22 protein-coding genes are annotated in these 25,562 nt (G+C 67.1%); 13 read left to right on the top strand and 9 right to left on the bottom strand.

What is annotated here, in order from left to right; genetic code table 11:
- Positions 1-32: 32 nt before the first annotated feature.
- From J2X01_RS04445 to J2X01_RS04435, 3 genes are read right to left on the bottom strand one after another with little or no spacing between them, the layout of a single operon-like run.
- Positions 33-227 (bottom strand): ferredoxin, encoded by a 195-nt coding sequence (locus J2X01_RS04445; RefSeq protein ID WP_310051060.1) that lies wholly within the window; start codon positions 225-227, stop codon positions 33-35.
- Positions 224-1,396: a cytochrome P450 gene (locus J2X01_RS04440; protein WP_310051057.1), complete on the bottom strand. Its 1,173-nt coding sequence runs from the start codon at positions 1,394-1,396 to the stop codon at positions 224-226. The genes J2X01_RS04445 and J2X01_RS04440 overlap by 4 nt, the downstream gene beginning before the upstream one ends.
- A 54-nt stretch (positions 1,397-1,450) precedes the next feature.
- Entirely contained in the window at positions 1,451-3,172 is a 1,722-nt protein-coding gene (locus J2X01_RS04435) for an MFS transporter (protein ID WP_310051054.1), read from the bottom strand.
- A 316-nt stretch (positions 3,173-3,488) separates the two neighbouring features.
- Here J2X01_RS04435 and J2X01_RS04430 point away from each other — a divergent pair, with 316 nt between their 5' ends.
- The 5 genes from J2X01_RS04430 (at position 3,489) to J2X01_RS04410 (ending at position 9,121) form a co-directional block, all read left to right on the top strand.
- Entirely contained in the window at positions 3,489-4,499 is a 1,011-nt protein-coding gene (locus tag J2X01_RS04430) for a phosphotriesterase family protein (RefSeq protein WP_310051052.1), read from the top strand.
- A gap of 50 nt (positions 4,500-4,549) precedes the next feature.
- Complete coding sequence (locus J2X01_RS04425) at positions 4,550-5,503, top strand: phosphotriesterase family protein (RefSeq protein ID WP_310051050.1); 954 nt, start codon at positions 4,550-4,552, stop codon at positions 5,501-5,503.
- 62 nt (positions 5,504-5,565) lie between these two features.
- A complete protein-coding gene (locus tag J2X01_RS04420; RefSeq protein ID WP_310051048.1) occupies positions 5,566-6,675 on the top strand; it encodes an FAD-dependent oxidoreductase in 1,110 nt (369 codons plus the stop codon).
- 14 nt (positions 6,676-6,689) lie between these two features.
- On the top strand, positions 6,690-7,613 hold the full coding sequence (locus J2X01_RS04415; RefSeq protein ID WP_310051046.1) for an alpha/beta hydrolase: 924 nt from the start codon (positions 6,690-6,692) through the stop codon (positions 7,611-7,613).
- Positions 7,614-7,750: 137 nt separating this feature from the next.
- Entirely contained in the window at positions 7,751-9,121 is a 1,371-nt protein-coding gene (locus J2X01_RS04410; protein ID WP_310051042.1) for an MFS transporter, read from the top strand.
- Positions 9,122-9,199: 78 nt separating this feature from the next.
- Here J2X01_RS04410 and J2X01_RS04405 read toward each other — a convergent pair whose 3' ends face one another.
- The gene (locus tag J2X01_RS04405) at positions 9,200-10,132 is read right to left on the bottom strand and encodes an MBL fold metallo-hydrolase (protein ID WP_310051039.1); all 933 of its coding nucleotides are present in this window, start codon (positions 10,130-10,132) and stop codon (positions 9,200-9,202) included.
- A gap of 131 nt (positions 10,133-10,263) precedes the next feature.
- Between J2X01_RS04405 and J2X01_RS04400 the strand changes: the two genes are divergently transcribed.
- Positions 10,264-12,003, top strand: a complete 1,740-nt coding sequence (locus J2X01_RS04400) for a CocE/NonD family hydrolase (RefSeq protein ID WP_310051036.1) — start codon at positions 10,264-10,266, stop codon at positions 12,001-12,003.
- A 24-nt stretch (positions 12,004-12,027) separates the two neighbouring features.
- On the opposite strand, the gene J2X01_RS04395 is transcribed toward J2X01_RS04400, so the two are convergent.
- The 5 genes from J2X01_RS04395 to J2X01_RS04375 all read right to left on the bottom strand — a co-directional run bounded on the left by J2X01_RS04395 (position 12,028) and on the right by J2X01_RS04375 (position 17,614).
- Positions 12,028-12,615, bottom strand: coding sequence for a TetR/AcrR family transcriptional regulator (locus tag J2X01_RS04395; protein ID WP_310051032.1), 588 nt, complete (start codon positions 12,613-12,615; stop codon positions 12,028-12,030).
- A gap of 78 nt (positions 12,616-12,693) precedes the next feature.
- Positions 12,694-14,211, bottom strand: a complete 1,518-nt coding sequence (locus J2X01_RS04390) for a SulP family inorganic anion transporter (RefSeq protein WP_310051029.1) — start codon at positions 14,209-14,211, stop codon at positions 12,694-12,696.
- A gap of 247 nt (positions 14,212-14,458) precedes the next feature.
- Complete coding sequence (locus J2X01_RS04385; RefSeq protein ID WP_310051027.1) at positions 14,459-15,025, bottom strand: LacI family DNA-binding transcriptional regulator; 567 nt, start codon at positions 15,023-15,025, stop codon at positions 14,459-14,461.
- A gap of 68 nt (positions 15,026-15,093) precedes the next feature.
- On the bottom strand, positions 15,094-15,630 hold the full coding sequence (locus J2X01_RS04380; protein ID WP_310051025.1) for a GNAT family N-acetyltransferase: 537 nt from the start codon (positions 15,628-15,630) through the stop codon (positions 15,094-15,096).
- A gap of 1 nt (position 15,631) precedes the next feature.
- Complete coding sequence (locus tag J2X01_RS04375) at positions 15,632-17,614, bottom strand: FAD/NAD(P)-binding protein (RefSeq protein WP_310051021.1); 1,983 nt, start codon at positions 17,612-17,614, stop codon at positions 15,632-15,634.
- Between the two features lie 261 nt (positions 17,615-17,875).
- Between J2X01_RS04375 and J2X01_RS04370 the strand changes: the two genes are divergently transcribed.
- From J2X01_RS04370 to J2X01_RS04340, 7 genes are read left to right on the top strand one after another with little or no spacing between them, the layout of a single operon-like run.
- Complete coding sequence (locus J2X01_RS04370; protein WP_310051019.1) at positions 17,876-18,952, top strand: amino acid ABC transporter permease; 1,077 nt, start codon at positions 17,876-17,878, stop codon at positions 18,950-18,952.
- Positions 18,949-19,806 carry an amino acid ABC transporter ATP-binding protein gene (locus J2X01_RS04365; protein WP_374724932.1) on the top strand — a complete coding sequence of 286 codons (858 nt, stop codon included), beginning with the start codon at positions 18,949-18,951 and terminating at the stop codon, positions 19,804-19,806. Before J2X01_RS04370 ends, J2X01_RS04365 begins: the two co-directional genes overlap by 4 nt.
- 12 nt (positions 19,807-19,818) lie before the next feature.
- Positions 19,819-20,832: a transporter substrate-binding domain-containing protein gene (locus J2X01_RS04360; RefSeq protein ID WP_310051017.1), complete on the top strand. Its 1,014-nt coding sequence runs from the start codon at positions 19,819-19,821 to the stop codon at positions 20,830-20,832.
- On the top strand, positions 20,829-22,004 hold the full coding sequence (locus J2X01_RS04355) for an LLM class flavin-dependent oxidoreductase (RefSeq protein ID WP_310051015.1): 1,176 nt from the start codon (positions 20,829-20,831) through the stop codon (positions 22,002-22,004). Before J2X01_RS04360 ends, J2X01_RS04355 begins: the two co-directional genes overlap by 4 nt.
- On the top strand, positions 21,988-22,848 hold the full coding sequence (locus tag J2X01_RS04350; protein ID WP_310051012.1) for a DUF1684 domain-containing protein: 861 nt from the start codon (positions 21,988-21,990) through the stop codon (positions 22,846-22,848). The genes J2X01_RS04355 and J2X01_RS04350 overlap by 17 nt, the downstream gene beginning before the upstream one ends.
- Positions 22,845-24,065, top strand: coding sequence for an LLM class flavin-dependent oxidoreductase (locus J2X01_RS04345; RefSeq protein WP_310051010.1), 1,221 nt, complete (start codon positions 22,845-22,847; stop codon positions 24,063-24,065). The genes J2X01_RS04350 and J2X01_RS04345 overlap by 4 nt, the downstream gene beginning before the upstream one ends.
- 10 nt (positions 24,066-24,075) lie before the next feature.
- Complete coding sequence (locus J2X01_RS04340; protein ID WP_310051006.1) at positions 24,076-25,509, top strand: NtaA/DmoA family FMN-dependent monooxygenase; 1,434 nt, start codon at positions 24,076-24,078, stop codon at positions 25,507-25,509.
- Positions 25,510-25,562: the final 53 nt, after the last annotated feature.

Genomic DNA, 25,562 nt, shown 5'->3' with positions numbered 1-25,562 from the left:
TGTTCTTCCTCAGACCCGGGCGGGCGCCGGTGTCACGCCGCGGTCAACCGCAGTGCGGCGACCGGGCAGACCCTGACCGCTGCCTTGGCGGCATCAAGCCCGGCCCCGTCCACCTCCGGGACATCGATGACCAGTTCGCCGTCGTCATCCAGGTGCATCAGCGCAGGTGCGGCTTCCTCGCACAGGCCGTGTCCTTCGCAGCGCGGACGGTCGAGCTCGATCTTCATGCGGGCACCACTTTTTCGACCTGGAGGAACTCGAGGCTCCGCGTGATGTTGCTGGGCTCGCGGACCTCATCGGAGATCGTTAGCGTTTTCACCCTGCGGGCAAGTGCCTCGATGATCGCATGCGCTTCAAGTTTTGCCAGGCCCTGGCCGGCGCAGCCGTGTGGTCCGTAGCCGAAGGAGAGGTGGTCCACCGGGTTGCGCCGGACGTCAAAAGTGTCGGGATTCTCGTAGTGCCGGGGGTCCCGGTTGCCGGCGCCAAAGAGGATGCCGACCTGGGCACCTGCAGGAATGGTAACCCCGTCGATTTCCACGTCACGGGTAGCCTTGCGGCCCCAGATATGGACCGGCGCCCAGTAGCGCAGCACCTCGGCGAAAGCTGCGGGGACGAGTTCCGGGTTCTCCCGGATCAGGTCGAACTGCTCCGGGTGATGGCCGAACAGGGCGATGATGTTCCCGATGGAGGCGATCGTCGTGTCAACACCCGCTCCCAGGTACTGGTGGATGATGTGCCCGGCAGTTCCCTGGGGGATGTCGCCGCGTGTCTCGGCATCGAAAATTCCGCGGCCGATTGAACCGGGCGCCAAGTCTTCTGCGGTGACCGAGGAGCACCAGCCGTAAAGCTCGCCGGCGATGGGGAAGCTCTCCTGGGTCCGCTGGTTCAGGGGGCCGAGGACCTGCATCGCGGCCTGGCCCCAACGCAGCATGTTGTCCTTGACGTGTCCCTGGAAGCCAATGAGGTCGGCAACGATTTCGATCGGGAAGGCACGGGCCAGGGAGTCGATGGCCTCGAAGCTGCCGCCGGTGGCGAGTTCGGCGACGAGCCTGTCAGCCTTTTCGTCGATGACGACTTTCAGGCCGCGCAGGGCGCGTGGGGTGAGATTCTCCGACAGCGTGGCGCGGAGCTGCGTGTGAACGGGCGGGTCGGAGGCGAGGGAGGTGCCCTGCAGCGCCTCGTTCACCATGGGGTTGAAACCGATGCTGGTGGACGAGAAGGTTTCCGGATCCCCGAGAGCGTCGCGGATGACGTCGTAGCGCGTCAGGACGTACAGGTCGTTCTTGGGCAGGTGGACCACTGCAGCCTGTTCGCGGAGCGAGGCATAGGTGGGGTAGGGGTCGACAAGGATCTCGTCATCCCAGATATCGATGTCTGATTCGAGGGGTGCAGTCATGGTGTTCTCCTTGCGGATGGTAGGGAGTGGGGTCGGTATCGGAGGCCGTCAGTCTTAGACGACGGCTTCGACGTTTGCTTCGGTGGTCTCCGCGATGGCATCGGACGTGGGCGCCGAGGACCGTGCAGAGATGAAGAGGGTAAGAATGGCGGAGAGGATCGCCGCAATGCCCGCGGTGAGGTACACAGCCTGGAACCCCTGGCCCAGCGAGGTCCCTGCCACGCCCTGGATTTGCGGCTGTGCGGCGTTGAGGGCCTGGACCATGCCGTCGACGGCAGGGGCGGGTGCGCCGCCGGCCACTGCCTGGCCGGAGAACTGGGCGATGACCCCGTCCCAGCCGGCGAGGAAGCCCAGCGGCGGCACGTTCGCCAGCCCGCTGACGGCCTCTGCGGGCAGTCCCGCCCCGCCGAGGATCCCGGCAAGGGGACCCGCGAAGGCCGTGGCTCCGATGCCGAACGCGATGGCCGAGCCAATCACGGGGCCCAGGGCAAACCCGAGGTCGCGAAGGAGGTTCGTCGTCGCCGAAGCCATGCCGATCTGCTGGGGCGGGACGGTGTTGATGGCAACAGCGGTGACGGAGCCGACGGTGAGGGCGAATCCGATACCCAGCACCAGAAGCGGCGGGATGAAGGCCGTCCACGGTGTGCCGCCGAAGGCCTCCGGAGTGCCGAGGGTGAATGTCGAGAGCCAGAAACCGGAGACGGCCATGAGCGCGAAGCCCGCGGTGAGTACCCAGCGCGGGGCCACGTGGTGAATGAGCCATCCCACAACCGGGATGAAGGCGAATGCGGGACCCTGGATGAAGACGAAGAGCACACCAACCTTCCAGGTCTCGGCAAGGGCGAGCCCGCTGACGACGACGCTCGTGCTGAAGCAGACCGCGAGGAAGGCGAACATGCCGGTGACCGCCACTATGCCGGTGATCGAGTAGGCGCTGTTCTTGAACAGCGACAGGTGGATCAGTGGCTGCGCGGTGCGTGATTCGATGACGACGAAGGCGACCAGGAGGATTCCGCCGGCGGCGTAGCTTGCAATCACCTGGGCGCTGCCGAAGCCGGCATCCACCGCTGTCACCGTGGCGTAGAGGACGGCGATAAGGCCGAGCGCGAGCGTAATCTGGCCGGGCAGGTCCAGTTTGCGCCCCTCCGCCGCCGCCGAGTCCTTCGCCCGGAGCGCGACGATGAGAACGAGCACGGCAAGGGCGGCCGCAACCAGGTAGGCCGCCCGCCAGCCGCTGAACGCATTCGGTGCGCCCGGAGCAACACCCGGCACGGTGAAGAACTGCGCCGTGAAACCGGCGAGCACCGGGGAGATCACCGCGCCGAGGGACAGGAATCCTGCCCATGTGGCGATGACCTTCGCCCTTGCGCGGTGGTCCGGGGTGATCGCCGCGATCATGGACAGCGAGATGGGGAACAGGATGCCCGCCCCGATGCCGCCGACCGCCTGCGCGAAGATCATCATTTCGGTGGTCTGCGCCAGCGCGGCCAGCACGGAGCCGACAACGCTGACCGCAGCGCCGACGTAGAGCAGCTTCTTGCGTCCGAACATGTCACCGAGGAGGCCCCAGCTGAGCTCAAACACCACGATGCCCATCAGGAACATGCCCGCAATCCAGGTCAGGCCAGCACCCGAGGTGTGGAATTCCACGGCAAACGTGCCGCTAAGGGCACCTGGCAGGGCGTTGGTGATCTGGGCCAAGGTGACCGCGCTGTAGGCGGCCACGAATGTGGCTCGTACCGTGCCGCGGCTCGGTACCGAAGTGATTTGACTCATCGATGAAACTCCTTTGTTCCCGGTCGATACTCCGGTGTGTGCCAGGCCTGTTGCTGTACCGGCTAAGAGCTGGCATCGGCCGGAGAAAGATGTGGTGTTCCCCACATTGTTGGCTCAAGGTTTACATGATGTCAAGAGAATTTACGAACCGTTGGTTTTGTGAACGCTCCGATGGCGAATACTTCTACGCTCCGACTAGTTACTTGACACGATGTAAAGGAACATGTGATGCTGGCTACACCGCAAAGGAGCGACGGCACGGTCAGACTCTGCGGCACCCCTGCATTCAGTACCCGATCTCCAAGGGAGAAGCCAAGTGAGTCACACCACACCCGTCAATACCGTTGACGCGTTTCATGCCCAGGCCGGGCAAACCGTCAACACGGTTTTGGGGCCCGTCCCCGCTTCTGAACTGGGAGTTGTCGCGGTCCATGAGGCCTTGTTGTCAGTCCTCCCGGGCGCCCAGTACGCCCCCGACATCTCGATGGACCGGGCGGAAATCTTCGAGTCCCTGGCCGCGAAACTCAGGGACTTCCGCGAGCACGGCGGGCAGACGATCGTCGACAGCACTGGCATGTTCCACGGCCGCGACCTCAAGCTCTACGAGGCACTGTCGCGCTCCACCGGCGTCCACATCGTCGCGTCGACAGGCCTGGGCCCGGAGGAGGAACTCGGCGGATACTTCCTTACGCCGCAGACCAACCCGCCCACCCCGTGGCCGGCCGAAAAGTTCGGCGATCTCTTCGGCAAGGAGATCTCCGAAGGGATGGTGGTCCCCCGGGTCGAGCGCCGCGCCGCCGCCGGCATCGTTGCCACCATCGCAGACCGCGCCGGCATGACCCCCACCGAGGAAAGCCTGTTCCGCGGCTCCGCCCGCGCCGCCAAGACCACCGGCGTGCCGGTCTCCATCCGCTTCGGGGCCGATGCCCTCCACGATCTGGACATCGTCCTGGACGAGCAGATCGGGGCAGACCGGGTGCTCGTCGGCGACCTGGACCGCAAGGACGCCGCCGGCTCCGTCATAGACGTGGCTGGCCGCGGGGCGTTCGTCGGCATCGACCACGTGGGGCTGAACGACCACGCGGAATACCTCACCGACCAGGAGCGCGCCGAACTAGTGCTCGAGCTGGTCAAGGCCGGCCATGCCGACAAGGTCATCCTTTCGGGCAACTCAATCGGGGTGGCCAAGGGCCTGCCGGAGTACAACCTGCCCTACAGCCACGTCCTGAGCACGTTCGTGCCCTTCCTCAAGGCCCAAGGCCTGAGCGAAGAAGACACACAACGCATCCTCGTGGACAACCCGCGCAACCTGCTGACCGTGCGCTAAGCACGCGTCCGCCCACATCAAGCTTTCGAAACCCTGAGGTGAGTGAACGAATGACCAAGGTCAACACCGTGCTGGGAACCATCCCGGCCGAAGAACTGGAAATCGTGGCGGTCCACGAACACATCGGCTACGGCATGCCCGGGTCCGAACTGGACACCAAATGGTGGAAGTCGCCGGAACAGGCCTACGAGGAGACCGTGCCGAAGCTGCGGAAATTCCGCGAATACGGCGGCGGGACCTTCGTGGACGCCACGGGCATCTGCAACGGCCGTGACGTGGACTACTACAAATCCCTGTCCCAGAAGACGGGCGTGCACATTGTGGCCTGCACCGGCTTCGTCGGCGGCGACACCGCATTGCCGCACTTCTCCCGCGCGAGCGTGGACTACCTCGCCAAGGTGTTCATCCACGAGATCACGGTCGGCATCGGCAACACCGGCGCCAAGGCCGGCGTCATCAAGGTCGGCGTCAGCCGCGGCGGCCGCATGACCGACCTCGACAAGCGCATCTACCGGGCCGCGGCCCGCGCCGCCGTCGTCACCGGCGCACCGATCCTGACCCACCTGGCCATCGACCCCGAACCGGCAGTGACCATCTTCAACGAAGAGGGCCTCTCGCTGGACCGCGTGCTCTTCGGCCACGCCGACGACGGCCTGAACGCTCCCATCACCCCGCACGACTGGATCTACGAACAGGGCGGCCGCATCGGATTCGACACCTTCGGCTACGACCTCGAGCTGCCGGATCCGCCGTTTTGGGGCCGCAAGCGCGCCGAACGCATGGAGCACTTCGTGAACCTCGTGAACAAGGGCTATGCGGACAAGCTCCTGGTCTCGGCAGACGCCAATTGCAGCCCGCTGGGTTGGCCGGGCGTGAAGGGCCACACCATCAACTACATCTTCGAGGACATGATCCCGGACATGCGCGCGGCTGGCATCGACGACGCCACCCTCAAACTCCTGCTCGAGGACAACCCGGCCGACTTCCTGTCACTCCAAGCCTGATCCACGACCACCCACAGAAGAATTTTCCAGGTCCGCCCTGGGTCAAGAAAGCGAACCAACAAATGAAGACTTCAGAGATCAAGAACCTCAAGATTGCCATCATCGGCGGCGGCTACGGCGGGGCCTCCCTGGCCAAGGCCGTGCAGAGCATCGGGGCAGAGAACGTCCACGTTTACGAGCAGGCGTCCGCGCTCGCCCAGGTCGGCGCCGGCATCGGGCTGCGCCCGCCGTCGGTCGAGCTGTTCCGCCAGTGGGGCATCTTCGATGCGATCGCCGCGGTGAGCTCGCCCAGCGACCACCTCGAGATCCTCAGCGCGGACGGTAAACACGTCCTCGCGAACGAGGAGTGGCCCTTCCTGCACGCCTACGCGCAGGTCAACCACAACCGCATGATCCACCGCGGCGACTTCATCGACGCCCTGCTGAGCGTGCTCCCTGAGGGCATGGTGCATCTCGGCTACAAGCTGGAGACCATCGAGGACAACGGCGACCACGCGACGCTGACCTTCGAGAACGGCGAGGCCGTCTCCGCTGACCTCGTCATCGGCGCCGACGGCATCCGCTCGACGGTGCGCAATCAGCTGTTCTCGCAGAAGGAGCCGGTCTTCTCCGGCGAGCACGCCTACCGCGCGGTCATTTCGGTCGAGGACGCTCATGGACTGGTGACGGACGACAACCCGCGCTTCTACATGGGCCAGAATGGCACGATCGCCTACAACCTGCCGCTGCGTCACCGTGGCCAGCTCTCGTTCGACATCACGGCCCCGTCCGAGGACGGCTCGTGGGCGCCGGAGATCTCGACCGAGTACTTGGTGAAGATCCTGGACGGCTTCGATGAGCGGATCGTCCAGGTCGCCAAGGAACTTGACCTGAGCCAGGTGACGAGCCGTTCGGTCTTCGACATCGATTCCATCGACTCATGGCACACTGACTCCGTCGCGCTGCTCGGGGATGCCGCCCACGCGATGCTCCACCACCAGGGTCAGGGCGCGAACTCGGCGATCCTGGACGCCGGCGGACTCGCCGACGCACTGGTCCAGGGCGATTCCGTGAAGGACGCGCTGTCGATCTACGAGGCCGCCCGCAAGCCCCTGACGGATGAGCTGCAGCGTGTGTCGCGCCAGGGCTGGCATGCCGACGCCGTGGACTCAGCATTCCCGGCCAACCAGTAAAGCAGAGGCTAACGATGTCTATTCACCCGCAGATCGCCGAAATCCTCAGCACGCTGCCGGCACCCGACGGATCGCCGCTGGACCCGGCGGCCATGCGCGCCGGCGAGGCCGCCCAGGTCGCCCCGCCCGGGGACCGGCTGCCGCTGCACGCGGTCGAGGACCTGACAGCGGCGACGCCAGCCGGCGATGTTCCGGTGCGGATCTACACCCCGGTCGAGGCGGACACGTACGGCGTGCTGGTGTACTTCCACGGCGGCGCGTTCTTCCTGGGCAGCCTGGACAGCCACGACCACGTGGCCCGGTCACTGGCCAAGGAGTCCGGCCACAAGGTCATCTCGGTCGGCTACCGCCTGGCCCCCGAGGCTGCCTTCCCGGCCGGCCTCGAGGACTGCTACGGCGTGGTCCGCTGGGCGGCGGAGAACGGCGAATCCCTCAAATGGGACGGGAAGAACCTCGCCATCGCCGGCGACAGCTCCGGCGGCAACTTCGTCGCCGCCGTCGCCGCCAAGGCCCACGATGACGGGTTCTTTGCGGTCACGCACCAGATCCTGTTCTACCCGTCCCTGGACCTGGACTTCGACGTCGACCGCTACACCTCACTGCGGGAGAACGCTGAAGGCTATGGGCTGGAGACGGCGGGCCTGCTGCCGTTCAACTCGTTCTACCTCAATAGCGGGGCGGACCCGGCGGATCCCCTCGTCTCGCCCATCAAGCGCGAGGACCTCGCCGGGCTGCCGCCCGCGCTGGTCATCACGGCCGAGCACGACCCGCTGCGCGACGAGGGCGAACTCTACGGCCAGCGCCTGACGGAAGCCGGCGTGAACACAACGGTCAGCCGCTATGCAGGGGCCAACCACGGCTTCGTCCAGAACTTCGCCTGGATCCCGGAGTTCTCCCGGGTCTTCCAGGAGACGGCAGACTTCCTGACCCAGGACTGAGTCCGCCCGGGGGCCAAGCCCCCTTCGCCTCACATAGCGGCGGCACGAGTCTTCCGACCCGTGCCGCCGTTTTGTATCCGCAGCAACCCTTATCCATGCCCACCCTCGGGCACCGTTAATCACTAGGAACCATCGACATGACAACCATCAACATCAGGGACTTCATCGGCGGGGCACGCTTCGGCCGCTTCCACGCCGGAATGTTGTTCTGGGCCTGCTTCATCATCACCTTCGACATGTATGACCTGGTTGTCTACGGATCGGTCCTGCCCGTCCTGATGAAGGAGTGGTCGCTGGGGCCCGTTGCGGCAGGGGCCATCGGCAGCTATGGCATTTTCGGGATGATGGTCGGCGCCATCCTGTTCGGGATCCTGGCAGACCGGCTCGGGCGGAAGCGGGTGCTCACGGCAAGCGTCATCCTCTTCTCGCTCGCCTCGGCCCTGTGCGGGTTCGCACCCGGACCGCTGGAGTTCTCGGTGCTGCGGTTCCTGGGCGGTCTGGGCATCGGCGGCATCCTGCCCTGCCTGATTGCCATGCTGACCGATTACGCTCCGAAAGGGCGCGCGAACACCCTGGTCGCCGTTGTTATGTGCTTCTTTTCCGTGGGCGGCATCCTGGCCGCCTTCGTCTCCATGCTGCTGCTTCCCGACTTCGGCTGGCATGTCGTCTACTTTGTTGCCGTCCTTCCGCTGCTCTTCCTGCCGTTCATGTTGAAGTACTTCCTGGACTCCCCCGCCGTACTCCTGGAACAGGGGCGGTTTAGCGAGCTGCGCTCCGCGCTCTCGAAGGTGAACCCCGCGGCTGCCCTTCCGGCGGACGTGGAATTCAGCGGACTGCAGGAGAAGGAAGCAGGCAGCCCTGTAGGTGCACTGTTCAAGAACCACCGCGCGCTGGGCACGCTTATGATCTGGATTGCCTTCTTTATGTGCCTGCTCATGATCAACGGGGTGTCGACGTGGCTGCCCAAGCTGATGATCGAGGCGGGATATGCGCTGGATTCCAGCCTGACCTTTATGATCGTGCTGAACGTGGGAGCCATCGTTGGCACCCTGGTGCTGGGCAAGCTCGCCGACAAGTGGGGCGTGAAGAAGGTACTCATCCCGATGTTCGTGATCTCCGCGATCTCGCTGACGCTGTTGGGCTTCGGCAACAACATGGCGATCCTGCTGCTGCTGGTCTTCATCACCGGCGCCTGCACCATGGGAGCCCAGAACATCTCCTATTCCTTCGTCTCCCAGTATTACCCGTCCTTTATGCGCTCGACGGCGATCGGCTTGGCCTCCGGTGTCGGGCGGCTCGGGGCGATCGTGGGACCGACCTTCGGTGGTGTCCTGTTGACCCTCGCCCTGCCGGTCCAGATGAACTTCCTCTTTTTCGCCATTCCGGGTCTCTTTGCCGCGCTGGCTTTCACGTTCGTTCCACTGGCAGCAAAGTCGGCGGCACGGAAGGGCCGGGACGAAAGCCAGGCGGAGGCTGCCAACGCGGATACCGTGACGGCCGCCGGCTGATTCGGCACGCAAAAAAGGCGGCACGCATCCCTTGGGTGCGTGCCGCCGTCGTGCTTGAGATGGTCTCCCGGGAGGGCGTCAGCCGGCCAGCCGGCGGTAGCCGTGCAGCGTGGTGAAGAACGGCGAGGGCTCCAGCGTGGGGTCGCCCGTGTAGCCGAGCTCCTCGGCGACCGGCGCGAACGGGGAGTACGGGGAGTCCGTCTCCTGCAGGCCGCCGCGCAGATAGCGGCGCGCGGCGTCGTCGATCCTGGCCTCGAGGTCCAGGCTCCCCTGCAGGGCAGTCCGTGCCGCGTCGCGGTCGAGCTCGACGCCGTAGGGCACACCCTCGGCGTTCCGGTACGGGTGGCCCAGGTACAGGTGCTGCGGGCGGACCTCGTCGCGCAGGTACTGCAGGCTCGAGCGGTAGGCGACCGGATCCTCGTAGCCGGGGAAACCGTTCGCGGCCCCGTGGATCTGGACGGCGTCGCCGACGAAGACCGACTGCTGACCGTCCACCACGTAGGCCACGGACCCGGCGGTGTGGCCCGGGATGTGGTGCACGGAGACGGTGACGTCACCGCCCAGGGACAGGGTTTCGCCGCCCGTCACCAGCATGGTCGGCTCCATCTCGCCGGAGATGACGTGGTCTGCCGCCTTCGTCTGCTCATCGACGGCGTTCGGATTGTCGAGGTACTGCTGACGCACCTCCACGTACTGGTCCACGTGCGCGCGCCGGGACCGCAGCAGGGGCGCGTCGGCCTGATGGATCACGACTTTGGCGCGCCGGCCCGTGAGTTCCCACAGGGCGTGCGCTCCGCCGAGGTGGTCGATGTGGCCGTGCGTCAGCAGGATCCAGCGCACGTCCTCGATGCGGCGGCCGAGCTTCTCGAGCGCCGGGACCATGCCCTCGGCGGGCGAGGAGGCGATCCCGGTGTCGACAATGGCCGGCTCGGGGGCGTCGATGAAGAAGCTGTAGAGGCCGAACCGGCCCCAGGGCGACACCAGCGGATGGACATTCACTTCTTGGGTCATGGTTGTCTCCTCGAGGACGATGTGGTCTTGCCCCACCTACTTTATTATAATAATATGATTACGTCACGCTCTGGAGAGCGTGTCTGCCAGCGGGACATCTGGCAACCGAAGGTTTACAAGGAGCTGCACTCATGACCGATTTCATCACGTGGAATGCAGGCGGGGAGAAGATTGCCATCCGCAAGGACCTCCGGGTTCCGATGCGGGACGGCGTCGAGCTCGCCGCTGACGCTTACCAGGGTATCGATGACAAGCCCCGCCCCGCGCTGGTGGCGCTGAGCCCGTACGGCAAGGAACTGCAGGCCCTCGCCCTGACCACTCCGCCGCAGCGGCGCCCCAGCCCGATGTGGGATGGCTGCATCGAGGCCGGCGACATCGCCCGGATCGTCAAAGAGGACTACGTCCACGTCATCGGCGACCTGCGCGGTTCCGGCCACTCCGACGGCGAGCACATCGGCAACTACAACGCCGGCGGTGTCTCGCTGGGCCAGGACGCCTACGACTTCATCGAGTGGGTTGCCGAGCAGCCCTGGTGCGACGGCAACGTCGGCATGGTGGGTATCTCCTACTTCGGCTCCATGCAGGTGTTGGCCGCGGCCGAGCGCCCGCCGCACCTGAAGGCGATCTTCGTCTCCGGCGGCCACTACGACTTCTACGAGACCACGTACCACGGCGGCATCATGTGGTTCATGCCGCGTGCCGCCCGCGAAGGCCGCGGCGGCGACTCCGGCTGGGCGTTCACCGACGGCGTCAAGTCCCGCATGATCGAGAAGTACCCCCCGGAGGAGCTGAAGAAGCTCGTCCAGGAGCGCCTGCAGGATCCGGACGTGGCCGCCTGGCCGAACCTGGTGCACGTGCTGAACTACCCGAAAAACCACGAGGCCTGGTTCGACATCGTGATGAACGAACTCGACGGCGACTGGTACAAGGAGCGCAACCCCGTCACGCTGGCGCCGAACATCGACATCCCGGTCTGGCTGCAGCTCGACCAGGGCCGCGGCTGGACCCTGGACGGCACCATCGAGCTGTTCGATTCGCTGAAGGGACCCAAGAAGCTGGACATCGGCCCCTACCCGCCGATGCAGTCCCGCCCCTTCATCGAGGAGCACGACAAGATGTTCCGGTGGTACGACTACTGGATCAAGGGCATCGACAACGGCATCATGGACGAACCTGCCGTGAGCGTCTTCGTGGAAGGCTCGCGCGAGGTGGTGACCGCGGACCAGTGGCCGCCGAAGGAGATCGAATACCAGTCCCTCTACCTGCGCCCGCGGCACAAGCTGTCTCCCGAGCCCGAGCTGATGGGTTCAGAGTACGCCGCCCCCGACGGCTTCTACCAGGCGCCGCTGACGGTGACCGACAAGGTCGAAATCATCAGCTGGTCCACCCCGGTCTTCGAGGAGGACACGGAGATGATCGGCACCGGAGCCGCGCACATCTTCGCCGAGATCGACCAGCCGGACACTAACTTCATCCTGCGCCTGTGGGATTACGCCCCCAACGGCAAACGCCAGCTCATCACCAGCGGCTACCTCAAGGCCTCACACCGCGAGCTCGACGAAGCCCGGACCACCGAAGGCAACCCGTACCACCCGCACACCCGCGCCGTGCCGGTGGAGCCGGGAACGATCGAGGAGTACGTACTGCGCCTCTACCCGTTCGCGAACACCTTCAAACCCGGCCACAAGCTGACGGCGGAATTGTCCAACGGCGAGCCGCTGGCCGACGAGCACAACGCGCTGCTCCCGCCGGATGCCTTCCACCTCCCGGTGGGCCGGCCCGTCACCCACAAGATCTACCGCGACGCCGCCCACCCGTCCCGCCTCGTCCTGCCGTTCACCACCCGCAAGACGGCGGACGACCAGAACTGACCCCGGGCGACTGGTGCTTCCTGATCATTCAGTCAGCAGGAAGCACCAGTTGTCGACCATCAAATCCAGCGAAACATTGCGGTCCACGGTCCAGCCGAGCCGCATCCAGCGCCGGGAAAAGAACTCCAGCTCGCCGAAGGCCAGCGCGCACCGCACCCGGCGGCTCGGTGCATCGAAACGCCCGGCCCGGTCCAGGCCCGCCTGCATGTCGTCAATCGCCGTGTCGAACCACTGGTCCAGTGCCGCCTGGATGTCCGGCTCACTGGCCGCGGCCTGGTGTGCCGCCACCACGTAGGGGCGGATTTCGGCCCACTGCTCAAATTTCCGCGCGAGCCAGACCCGGATCAAGTCACGGTCCCCGGATTCCACCACCGAATGCAGCGGCGGGACATCGGCCTCGGTCAGCAGCTCGTTGGACCGTTCGACCAGCGACCGCATGAGCTGGGCCTTGGACGGAAAATGCGCATAAAAGGTGGCCCGGGTGGTGCCCACGGCAGCGGCGATGTCGTCCACCGTCGTCGCGGCGAACCCCTTCTCCTCAAAGAGCTCCAGCCCCTTCTCGAGCAACAGCCGGCGGGTCATCTGCTTTTGAGCTTCTCGAATGCTTGCCACGCCCCCAGATTAGTGCAAATTCCCGCTGCATCCGGCGAATTCGGCCGCCACGGCAGCACGCGCCACGGCGAACACCACCTATTCTCCTGCGCCGAGCTTTCCGGCGAGGCGTTGACGCATCAGGAGACTGGCGTCGTTGAGGCCCACGACGTCCACGGTCTTGCCGTGGCGCCGGTACTTCTCGGTGATGGCATCCAGCGAAGCGATGGTGGAGGCGTCCCACAGGTGGCTGGCGTGCATGTCGATGACCACCCGTTCCGGGTCCAGGGCGTAGTCGAACTGCGTGTAGAGGTCATTTGACGAGGCGAAGAAGAGTTCTCCGTCGACCGTGTAGGTGGCGACCGGGCTGCCGTCGACGTCGGCCACGGCGCGGTCCACCGTGACGAAGTGCGCCACGCGGCGGGCGAACAGCACCGTCGCCACCAGCACGCCGACGCCAACGCCGATCGCCAGGTTGTGGGTGGCGACCACAACGATCACCGTGGCCACCATCACCAGCGTTTCGCTCCGGGGCAGGGCCTTCAGTGTGGAAGGCCGGATGCTGTGCCAGTCAAACGTGGCCACGGAAACGAAGATCATCACGGCCACCAGCGCGGCCATCGGGATCAGCGAGACGACGTCGCCCAGGACCACCACGAGGATCAGCAGGAAGACGCCGGCCAGGAAGGTGGAGATCCTGGTCCGGGCGCCGGAGGCCTTGACGTTGATCATCGTCTGCCCGATCATCGCGCAGCCACCCATTCCGCCGAAGAAGCCGGTCACGATGTTCGCGATGCCCTGGCCCCAGGCCTCACGGGTCTTGGGTGAGCGGGTGTCGGTGATGTCGTCGACGAGCTTCGCCGTCATGAGGGATTCGAGCAGCCCCACGAAGGCCATGGCCAGGGCGAACGGGAAAATGACCCGCAAGGTTTCGAGCGTCAACGGCACGTTGGGGAGGAACAGGGACGGCAGGGCATCGGGCAGCTCGCCCTTGTCCCCCACCGTCGGGACGGCGACGCTGGCCAGGACCGTGACGAGCGTGAGGACCACGATCGCAACGAGCGGTGCGGGCACGGATTTGGTCAGCCTCGGCAGCCCGAAGACAATGAGCAGCCCCGCCGCCGTGAGCGGATAGACCAGCCAGGGGACGCCGATCAGCTCGGGGATCTGTGACATAAAGACCAGGATGGCCAGTGCATTGACGAACCCCACCATCACCGACCGCGGGATGAAGCGCATCAGCTTCGCCACACCGGACAGGCCAAGGACGATCTGCAAGATCCCGGCCAGGATCACCGCGGCGACGAGATAGTCCAGGCCATGTGATTTCATCAGCGGGGCGATCACCAGGGCGACGGCGCCGGTGGCCGCCGAAATCATTGCCGGCCGGCCGCCGACGACGGCGATCGTGACCGCGATGGTGAAGGAGGCGAAGAGCCCGATCCGGGGGTCGACGCCGGCGATGATTGAGAAGGCGATGGCCTCGGGGATGAGCGCCAGCGCCACGACGAGCCCGCCGAGGACTTCGGTTTTGAGCCGGCGCGGGGACCGGAGGGTGCCGCGGACTGATTGGAGCTGTTCCGGGGACAGGGCGGTTCCGGCGGTCTTGGTGGCCATGGCTGGCTCCGTTCAATCTCGGGAAGACGCGCCGCGGCGGCTTCGTTGCTCTGCAACGGCTGGCGACGTCGGCAAGGACGTCGGCACGAAGGAAGGGGCGCGACACTGCACCGGAGGGGAAGTTGCGGCTGAGGCGCCGGCCGGAAGCGGCCGTGGCTCGTCCTGCAGGTGCAACTTTAGCAAGATCGTCGCTGCCGTGGCTCCTGCGGCGATCATCGCCTGCGAAGCGCGGTTGTGACGGGAGTGCCTAACCCGGCAGCCGGGAGAGCAACCGGGTGACGGCGCGCTCCGCGGCTACGGGGGCATCCCCCGCGGTCCGCGGTGCCAGCACATCAAAACCGTCCGGTTGCAGGGTGTCCGAAAAGACCAGCAGACCCACGCCCCGCTCCACGAGTTCGGCCATGGTCTCAATCTCTTCGCGCGGCCGGTCCGCCGGAACGGAGCCGAGGATAACGCCGTCGGCTCCGCCGGAGAGCATGAACTGCCGCCAGCTGTCGCCCACCAGGACGACCGGCTGGTAGCCGTGCCGCGGGAGGATACTGGCCACTGCGGCGGCCAGCGCCCGGTCCCAGGAATCGTCGAGGTCGGTGATGGCCACGGCGACGACGTCGGTGCGGCCGCGCCGCATCCCGCGGGCGGCCCGGTTGGGCACATAGCCGAGTTCGTGCACCGCGGCCAGCACGCGGTCCTGCGTGGGCTGGCTGATCCGGGTGTTCCCGCCGGGGCGGCCGGAAAGCACATACGAGACGGTGGTCAGGGACACCCCTGCCGCCTCCGCGACATCGCGGATGGTGGGCTTGGCTCCGTGCCGCACTGATGTCTCCCGGGTACTTCTCCGCAGCAGAAAAGCGCTGCGGTGTAGGTTCTAGTTCTTCTTGAACTCTAGCGGCTGACCTGGGCCAGGTCTTTCGTGAACGCCAGCGGGCCGATGGTTTCCGGATCCGCGGACAGGTCGAACTGGGCCGCGTAACCGGTGTTGAGATAGAGGTGCTTCGCCTCGGGCTGCCTCGGCCCGGTGGTCAGGTAGACCTTCCGGTAGCCGCGGAGGGCCGCCAAAGTCTCGAGTTCCTCGAGGACGAGCCGGGCCAGGCCGCGGCGGCGGTGCGCGGAGTGGGTCCAGATCCGCTTGAACTCGGCAGTGTCTGGCCCGTGCCGGCGGAACGCCCCGCCCGCGACGGACTCGCCGTCCTCCTGGATGATCAGCAGCGCACCGTCCGGACCTGCGAAGGCCTCCGCCGGGTAGCGGTTGAGTTCCTCGGCAGCCGCTCCGCGGCCGAATAGGTCGGCATAGCGCGTGTCGTATTCCGTGGCCAGCTCGTCCAGCAGTGGGCGGACGCGGGGATCGCCCATGTCCAGGTCAAGCACCGTCAGCCCCGAACGGCGCAGAGGCGCTGGCGCCGGGATGGTGTGCTGGTTCATGTCAGGCCTTTCCCTGGAGAGTGGCTGGGGCCGGGTTTTCCGCCACGGTATCAGGCTGCCCCGCATGGCGCCGGTGCCCGGCCAGGACGGTCAGGATGCGCCGGGCCAGGGCGTCGTTTTCCCGAAAGGGCGCCGCGTTGGTGCCGGGCCTCGCAAAGGCCCCTGCTCCCCAGCCGGACGTTCCGGGCCCGACGCCGAACAGTCGGCGGCTCGGTTCCCCCATCGGGCTGAGCACCTCGTTGCGGTCGGAGACGAGCAGCCGCCCGGTTGAGTGCAGGCCGTCGGTGCTGAGGAGCTGCTGCTCGGCGCCGAGGCCCGAGCGGTGCAGCTGGCGCAACAGCGGGTTGGCCGACCGGGCAACGGACGGCGCCGGAAGGCGGGCCTCGATCAGCGCGGTGGCACGCACTGTGGCACCGGTCTGGGCCGAGGTGCCGACGAACCGGCCGGATTCCTCCTCCGCCTGGATCTCCAGCCCGGGGCCAATGAACCGCAGGACGCCTGCCCGGTGCAGGGCCAGCATCTCGCGGAGCCGGCGCGGCGGCGGTCCTGAGTCGACAAAGCTGAAGAACCCGTGCCACCAGCCGTGGACGGCCTGCTGCGAACGGGAATTCAGCCGCTCCGGCGGCACCAGGCGGCCCAGCTCCATGTAGACCTTGAGCAGCGCCGTGAAGAGGGCCAGGGTTTCCGAGTGGTCCAGGCTTGTGCGCAGCCGGAGGTCGTGCTCTATGTGGGCCGTGACGGCGGACTGGACGTCGGAAAGTCCGGCGAGCTCCCGGCCTGCGAAGGGGTGGTCCAAGTGTTCCAGGTCCAGATGCAGGTCCGTGTCCGGGACGGCGTCTGCCACCAGCCGGGGGCGCTCCGGGCTGTACCAGTCGACGGCGGCGTACCGCTCGGCGAACTCGGTCCAGCCGATGACGGCCCGCTCCGGGTAGCCCGTGAGCAGCTCGCGGTAGTAGCCATATCCGGCGTCCTTGGCGATCAGCGGCCACAGCTGGGTGCGGAAATCCAGCTCGCCGTGCTCGGCGAGGAGGGCATCAACGGCCTCCGCCGTGAAGAAGCGCGGGGATTCGGCGGGTTCACCGCGCAGCGTCGAGGAAATCTTGGAATGGTAGGGCACGCCCCGCCGGGATCCTGCCCAGATTCGTGGTTCGGCACCGGAGGGCACATACCGCAGCCTGCCGTCGGAGGTGTCCTCAAAGCGTCCGCCCCGGCCCTCCATCAGCAGGACCAGGAGGTCTACAAAGGCCAGGCCCATACCGGAGACAATCACGTCCTGGCCCGGGATGATCGGTGCATAGTCGACGTCGGTGGTGTAGCTGGGGGCCGCGTGGAATCGGCCGTGGCGGGCGGCGAAGTCCGCCCACGCCGCGGAAGTCTCATCCGGCAGCGAGTCGGTGTGGCCGAGCGCGAAAACCACGACGTCGGCCGGCAGCGCTGCGCCGCCGGCCAGCCGCACGAGGTACCCGCCGCCGTCGTCCTCCCTTTGCGTGGTTGGGAGGGACTCGATGCCGACCGCGGTGTCCTTGTGGACAGTGACGGCGGCGTCCGGAGCGAGCCGTCCGACCGCGCGCCGGAAGAACCATTCCAGGTAAGCGCTTTGAAGCTGCCGCGTGGGGAAGGTGGTGCCGGAGAGTTCCCTCAGCTGGCGCCGCAGGTCCGCCGGCAGCTCCGGGACGTCCGCGATGGTGCCGTCCAGCATGCCGGCGGCCCAGTCAGCCAGGGCCGGGCCGTCAGCCACGGGACCGTCGCAGGCCACGGAGGCGTCGGTGAACATGGTGACGTCCGCCGCGGCCGAATTGAGCATGAGGCCCGGGTGCTGTTCGTAGCGCCAGATCCGCCCGGAACCCGCGGTGTGCGGCTCGATCACGTGAATGTCCAAGGGCGCGTCGAAGAGCTCCGGCCGGTTGGCGGCGAGGCGCTCCAGGATGCCGGCCGTGCGGGGGCCGCCGCCGACAAAGACCACGGTGGGGGCATTCGCTGGCATGGAAACTCCTCCTCGGGACGGCACATTTCGGGTGCTCCAGGGCCCCATGCTAGGCAAGCCAAGAGGCTCCGGTCGAGGCGCCGGTCACGGCTGTTCACCCCGCGTCACGACGCGTCAAACAGCGCAAAAAACCGACTCATGACGCCGCGAGAAGCCCGGTGAACGAATGCAACTTCCCGCCTTGCCGGGACTTTGGGGCGCCCCTAGATTTGCAGGAATCCCGACCCCCCGACGAAGCAACTGGAAGAAGCGAGGTGGCGCATGAGTTCGACAACAACCAAGGTGGCGCAGTCCGCACCGGCGTCTGCCGGCACTACAACCACACCCGAGGACACTGCCGCGGCCGAGGCAGCCACGGCGGTTCCGGCCGGGGCTGGCAATGCCGGATCCCAACCGGGAAACCGTGGCGCCGCCACCGACTACGCCGAGTACCGCGTGGTCCCGGCCCGCCACCCCTGGCGGTGGGTGGGCACCGCCGTCGTGGCCCTGGGCGTCGCCGGTATTGCCTGGTCCCTCGCCACGAACCCGCGCTGGGAGTGGGGCGTCGTGGCGCAATGGTTCACGGCGAAGTCGATCGTTGACGGCCTGCTGGAAACCCTCAAGCTGACCGCCATCTCCGGGATCCTCGGCTTCGTGCTGGGCTTCATCCTGGCCCTGATGCGCCTCTCCGCGTCGCCCCTGCTGGTCTCCGTGTCCTGGACCTTCTCCTGGATCTTCCGCTCCACTCCCCTGCTGGTACAGATGCTGCTCTGGTACAACCTGGGCTATCTCTACGAGAAGATCAGCTTAGGGCTCCCGTTCACCGATGTCCGGTTCTTCGAAGTCCAGACCACCACGCTGATCAGCCAGTTCGCGGCGGCAGTGCTCGGCCTGACCCTGAACCAGGCGGCCTACTCGGCCGAGATCATCCGCGGCGGCATCCTCTCCGTTGACCAGGGCCAGGTGGAGGCCGCAGCCGCGCTAGGGATCCCGGCCTGGCGGCGCTCCACCCGGATCGTCCTGCCGCAGGCCATGCGCGCCATCCTGCCCACAGCCTTCAACGAGATCATCGGCCTGGTCAAGGGCACGTCCATTGTCTACGTGCTGGCCTACTCCGAGCTCTTCTACACCGTCCAGGTCATCTACAACCGCACCCAGCAGGTCCTGCCGCTGCTGCTCGTGGCGACCCTCTGGTACGTCGTCATCACATCGGTGCTGAGCGTCTTCCAGTACTACATCGAGCGGCACTACTCCAAGGGCGCCGTCCGCACGTTGCCCCTGACTCCGCTGCAGAAGGCCCGCAAATTCCTGTCCACTCATGCCCTGTCCGCCGACAACTCAGCGAAGGTCACCCGATGAGCACCCGTGCCACCGAAATCCCCACTGCCCCGGCCGCCGTTCACCAAGACGCCGGGATCACCCGCGGCCTCGTGGAAATCACCAAAGTCCGCAAATCCTTCGGCGCCACGGAGGTCCTCAAAGGCATCACCCTGACGGTGGAGCCGGGCGGCGTGGCAGTGATCGTCGGACCCTCCGGTTCCGGCAAGTCCACCCTGCTGCGCACCATCAACCACCTGGAAAAGGTCGACGGCGGCTTCATCGCCATCGACGGGACCCTGGTGGGCTACGAGGTCCGCGGCAGCACCCTCCACGAACTGCGCGAAAAGGACGTCCTCAAACAGCGCACCGAGATCGGCATGGTGTTCCAGAACTTCAACCTGTTCCCGCACCTCACGGCGCTGGAAAACGTGACGGAAGCGCCCGTCGTTGCACCGCGTTCCGGAAAACCGCGCCTCACCCGGGCCGAGGCGCGCGAACGCGGGCTGGAACTGCTGGACCGGGTGGGTCTTAAGGACCGTGCCGGCGCCTACCCCCGCCAGCTCTCCGGCGGCCAGCAGCAGCGCGTGGCCATTGCCCGCGCCCTGGCCCTGGACCCCAAGATCCTGCTCTTCGACGAACCCACCTCGGCCCTGGACCCGGAACTCGTCAACGAGGTCCTCGACGTCATCCGCGAGCTCGCCACGTCCGGCACCACGCTGATCATCGTCACCCACGAGATGGGCTTCGCCCGCGACGTCGCGGACACCGTGGTCTTCATGGACGAAGGCCAGATCGTCGAACAAGGCAGCCCCAAGGACATTTTCACCAACCCACGCGAAGTTCGCACCCGCAGCTTCTTCTCCAAGGTGATCGAACCCGCCTTCAACATCTAAGGACCCCCTCTCATGGCACCTCGCACCCCCCGCACTCGCCGTTTCCGCCAGCTCGCGGCGCTTCCCGCCGTCGCCCTCCTCGGCACCCTGTCCGGGACGCTGGCGCTGAGCGGCTGCTCCGACCCGGGCGCCGCGGCGGCCGGAGCGCAGCCGGCCACGACGGCGGCCCGGAACGGCGTCGTCTACAACACCTCGCCGGACCAGCAGCGACTCCGCGCGGACAAGGACCCGGCCCTGGCCGCGAAAGTCCCCGAGCTGATCAACAAGGACGGCAAGCTGACCGTGGCAACCACCGCCGGCTCCATCCCGCTGTCTTTCCACGCCAGCGACGACAAGACCCCGATCGGCGTCGAGCTCGACATCGCCCAGCTGGTCGCGGACAAGCTGGGCCTGGAGCTCGATGTCCAGGTGACCTCGTGGGAGAACTGGCCGCTGAAAACCCAGTCCGGCGACTTCGAGGCCGTGTTCTCCAACGTCGGCATCAACGCTGCCCGCGTGAAGCTCTTCGACTTCTCCAGCTACCGGGCGGCCTACATGGGCTTCGAGGCCAAAAAGGGCTCCAGCTACGACATCAAGGGCTCGGACGACATCTCCGGCCTGAAAATCTCCGTGGGCTCCGGCACGAACCAGGAGAAGATCCTGATCGCCTGGAACAAGGAACTGGAGGCCAAGGGCAAGGCCCCCGCGGTCCTGCAGTACTACTCCTCCGACGCCGATACGATCCTGGCGCTGTCCTCCGGCCGCACCGACCTGAACATCGCCCCGTTCCCGTCCGTGACCTACCGCGAGAACACGCGAGAGGACCTGTTGGTCGTCGGCAAGGTCAACGCCGGCTGGCCGTCGGAGACCCTCGTGGCCGCGACCACGCTCAAGGGCAACGGCCTGGCCCCCGCCATCACCGACGCGCTGAATTCCGCCATCCAGGACGGCTCCTACGGCAAGGTCCTCGAGCGCTGGGGCCTCTCCGAGGAAGCTCTCCCGGAGTCGAAAACGGTCAACGAAGCAAACTTCGGGACGGGCAAATGAAGTTTCAAGTCCTGGACATCATTCCGCACCTGAAGAACCCGGTGACCGGCGAGATCGTTTCCACCGCCGACCGGCTCAACCAGGTGGTCCGGACCGCGCAGCGCGCCGAGGCACTCGGCTACGAGAGCTTCTCCGTCGGGGAACGGCACGCCGGCGAGTTCATCTCCTCCTCCCCCACGACTGTCCTGGCAGCCATCGCCGCGGTGACCAGTACCATCCGGCTGCAGAGCGGAGTGACCGTGCTGTCCGTGCTGGATCCGGTGCGGGTCGCGGAGGACTACGCCACGATCGACCAGCTCAGCGGCGGCCGGCTGGAACTCGTCATCGGCAAGGGCAACGAGGTGCTGCAGTACCCGCTCTTCGGCCTGGACCTTAACGACCAATGGGAGCTGCTGGCCGAAAAATACGGGCTGCTGCGGCGGCTCTGGACCGAGGAGAACGTCACTTGGTCCGGCCGGTTCCGCCCCGCACTGACCGAACCCACCACCACGACGCCGCGGCCGTTCGCCGGGGCACCGAGGGTCTGGCACGGTTCGGCCACAAGCCTGGCCTCCGCAGCGCTGGCCGCCAAGTGGGGCGACCCGCTGTTCACCGCCAACGCGATCCAGCCGCGCGAGAACTACGCCGTGCTGATTGAGCACTACCGGGCGGAGTACGAACGCCACGGCCACGACCCGAAGCGCCAGTACCTTGGCTCGGGCGCCGGCGCGGGCGGGGTGTTCATCGCGGACACCACCCAGGAGGCCAAACGCCAGTTCGGGCCGGTCTATGAGGCGCTCACCGCCGGCCGGGACGTCCCCGGCAACAACTCGCCGTACCGGGACATCGACCATGCCGTCGCCGAGGGACCCGCCCTTGTCGGCAGCCCGGAACAGGTGATCGACAAGATCCTCAGTTACCACGAGCTCTACGGCCACGACCTCCAGTCCATTTCCCTGCCCACCACGCAGCCGTTCGAGCAGCAGCTTCACATCCTGGAACGGTTCGCGCTCGAGGTCGTCCCGGCCATCCGCGCCGCGGCGCCGACCACCCTGTGGGGCGCGGGCGATCCCTACGCCGGCCGCGCCCAGGCCAGCCTCGCCGGAAAAGCAGGCGCCACCGAACCTGACACCGCAGCCCACATCCCCTCCGACCACGCCAACCACAGGAGCCCCCATGTCTACGCCCACTGAATCAGCCGACGGCACCGAGGCCTTCGCCGCGGACTGGGCCGAGTGGCGCGCCGCGCACGAACGCCAGCGCGCAGATCCGCACGGCTTCCTCGCCGTCACCCACCTGCACTGGCTTGACGCCTCGCCCACGCGTCTCGACGGCGCGCCCGGCACTTGGAGCGTGGAGAACGACGTCGTCCGCCTGGTTTTGCGGGCCGGCGAACGCGTCCTCCGCGCCGGACAGGAGCTGAACGCCGACGGCACCGGGGCCACCGTGTTCCTCGGCCCGATTTCCGAGCGAGAAGGGCTCAACCTCAGAGTGGAGGACACCGGCGCCGGGCATACCGTGATCGAGCTCGCCAAACGCGGCGGCCGCTACGTCGTGCGGCCGCGGCATCCCCTGAATCCGCTGCTCACCGGCTACCGGGGAACGCCTGCCTACACGCCGAAACCTGAATATTCCGTAACAGGCATATTTGTCCCTTTTGACCAGCCGCGGAGCACCACTGTCGGCGCCGCCGCCGAGGGCATCCACCATGTCTATGAGGCGCCCGGCGAGCTCCGGTTCCGGCTGCGGGGCAACGACCTCGTCCTCACCGCCTTCAACGGCCACGTCCCGGGCACATTGTCCGTGCTGTTCACCGACGCCACGTCGGGAACAACGACGTACTCGGCGAACCGCTCACTGAGCGTTGCGGCCCCCGGCCCGGACGGCACCGTCACACTCGACTTCAATCGGGCCGTGAACCTGCCCTGCGCCTACACGGACCTCGCCACCTGCCCGCTGCCGCCGTCGGAGAACCGCCTGCCGGTTGCCGTTGAAGCCGGAGAGCAGACTCCCTACGAACGTCAGGACGCATCATGAGCACTTCACCTCTTTCGCGTGGCCCCCGGCCTGCCGGCCAGGGCGCCGGCGTGCTGGTCATTGAACTCGACGGCGCCGGCGTCCACCCGGCCGCCTGGCGGGCCACCCGCACGGCCCCCGCCTCGGTACTGACCCCTGCCCGGCTCCGCGAGGTGGTCCTGGCCGCGGAAAGCGCCGGCTTCCATGCCGCCACCTTTAGCGACGCCCCGCTGGCAGAGGAGGGGGCCGGACCGAATTCGGCCGCACGGCTCAACGCCCTGCAGCGCGCCGCCTTCGCCGGACCCATCACGCGTTCCATCGCCCTGATCCCGGAAGTGGACACGGTGTACACGGAGCCGTTCCACGTCTCCACCCAGCTCGCGAGCCTGGACTACGTCTCCGGTGGCCGGGCCGGCTGGCTCGTGGCCGCCTCGACCAGCTCCGCCGACGCCGCCGCCGTCGGCCGCGAAACAGTCAGCGGGGGCCACCTGGCACAGGAAGCCACGGACGCCATCGAGGTCAGCCGCAGGCTCTGGGACAGCTGGGAGGACGACGCGGTGATCCGCGATGTCCCCACCGGCCGCTACCTGGACGTGGACAAGCTCCACCACATCGATTTTGAGGGCGGTACCTACTCCGTCAAGGGACCGTCGATCATCCCGCGACCGCTCCAGGGCCAGCTTCCCGTGCTGGCACCGGCCGGACTGCTGGCACCCGAGGAGCTTGCCGCCGTCGATGGGCTGCTGGTCTCTGCTCCAACCGCGGAACTGCTCGCCGCCGAACTCGCGGAAACGCGGGAAGCCTTGGCCGCGTTCGGCGCAGCGGGCGCCCCGGCGCTAATCGCCGAGCTCGACGTCGTCCTCGACTCCCGCGGGCAGCCCGCAGCCGAAAGGCTCGCCGCCCTGGACGCGCACACCCCGTGGGCAAGCCCGCGGGCGCGATTCCTCGGCAGCGCCGAGGAGCTGATCGAGCTACTGGCCGGGCTGCTTTCACCCGCCGCCACCGGGAAACGCGCCCCGGCCGACGGCGTCCGCCTGCACCCGGCCGTGCTGGACACCGACCTGGAGGAACTCAGCCGCCTGGTCCTGCCGGAACTCCGCCGCCGCGGCGTCCTGGCTCGGACGGAACGGGACGGCACGTTCCGGGACCAATTGGGCCTGGCACGCCCCCGCAGCCGCTACATCTCGGCCGCTTCGTCCGCCAACTCCGCCACCGACGCGGCCACCGCAGGAATCTAAGGAGAGAACCGTGAGCCACACTACGAATCCCAGCCGGGAATTCAAGCCGTCCGGGCAGCTCCGCCTGGGCGTCTTCTTCCAGGGCGTCAACTCGGGAACCATCTGGAAAACGGCCGGGTCCGGCTCACAGACGGACTTCGAATCGTTCCGGCGGATCGCCCAGACCGCCGAGCGCGGGTTGTTCTCCGCGTTCTTCCTCGGGGAGGGACTGCGGCTGCGCGAACACCTCGGCCGCCCCCATGCCCTCGACGTGGCCGGCCGGCCCGACGCGCAGACCGCCCTGGCCGCGCTGGCCGCCGTGACCACACACATCGGTCTGGTGGCCACCCAGAACACCACCTACAACGACCCGGCAGACCTGGCCCACCGGCTCTCGTCCCTGGACCTGATCTCCGGCGGCCGGGCGGCCTGGAACATCGTCACCACGGACAACGCCTGGACCGGGGCCAATTTCCGCCGCGGCGGCTACCTCGACCACGCGGACCGGTACGTGCACGCCGAAGCCTTTGTGGAAACGGCCAAGAGGATCTGGGACGCCTGGGACGACGGCGCCATCGCTTCCTCAACCTCGGCAGACCGCTGGGCAGCTCCCGGAGCCGCCCGGAGGGTGCGGCACGCCGGCCAGCACTACACCGTCGACGTGACCCCGCGGCTGCCGCGCAGCGCCCAGTACCGGCCGGTCCTCTTCCAGGCCGGCGATTCACCCGACGGGCGCGACTTCGCCGCCCGCCAGTCGGACGTCATCTTCTCTGCGCACCCGCAATTGGACGACGCCCTGCAGTTCCGCAGTGACATCGTCGAACGCACGCTCAAGGCCGGCCGGGGAGCGAACGACGTCAAGATCATGCCCGCGAGCGAGTTCATTCTGGCCGCCACTGCGCAGGAGGCCCTGGAGAAGAAGGCCTGGGTGCGTCAGCTGCAGATCGGCCCGCAGCAGGCGATCGCCTACCTCGAACAGTTCTGGGGCCGCGAGCTGCAGGAGTTCGACCCGGACGGCCCACTCCCGGCCATCGACCCCGTGGTGGAGGAAACCTCCGAAACCCGCGGCAGCGGGTTCCACGGCGCCAAGGCCCGGCAGCTGGCAGACCAGTGGCGCGCGGAGGCCAAGGAAAAGGGCCTCTCAATCCGCCAGTTCGTCTCCGCCAAGACCTCCCGCGGGCACTCCACCTTCACCGGCTCCTACACGGAGGTGGCGGACCGCCTCACGGAGTACGCTCGCAGGGGCGCCGTCGACGGTTTCAACATCTCCCCGTGGCTCATCCCCAGCGGCCTGGACGACATCGTCAACCACCTGGTTCCGGCCCTGCAGGAGCGCGGCGTGTACCCGACCGAGTACGCCGGCACCACGCTGCGGGAAAACCTTGGACTGGCCACCCCGGTCCGCCCAGCTGCCGTCGACGCCGGGGCAGCCCCGGCGTCCCGGGCAGCAACGGCGCGGGCGTAGGCGATGAGCGACACGGAATCCGGCACCGCCGCGGGACACACCGGAACCTGCAG

This window comes from Arthrobacter ginsengisoli (assembly GCF_031456935.1).
Taxonomy (GTDB): Bacteria; Actinomycetota; Actinomycetes; order Actinomycetales; family Micrococcaceae; genus Arthrobacter; species Arthrobacter ginsengisoli.
The sequence above is the reverse complement of the archived record's forward strand: the minus strand, read 5'-3'. Positions and strand labels throughout refer to the sequence as shown.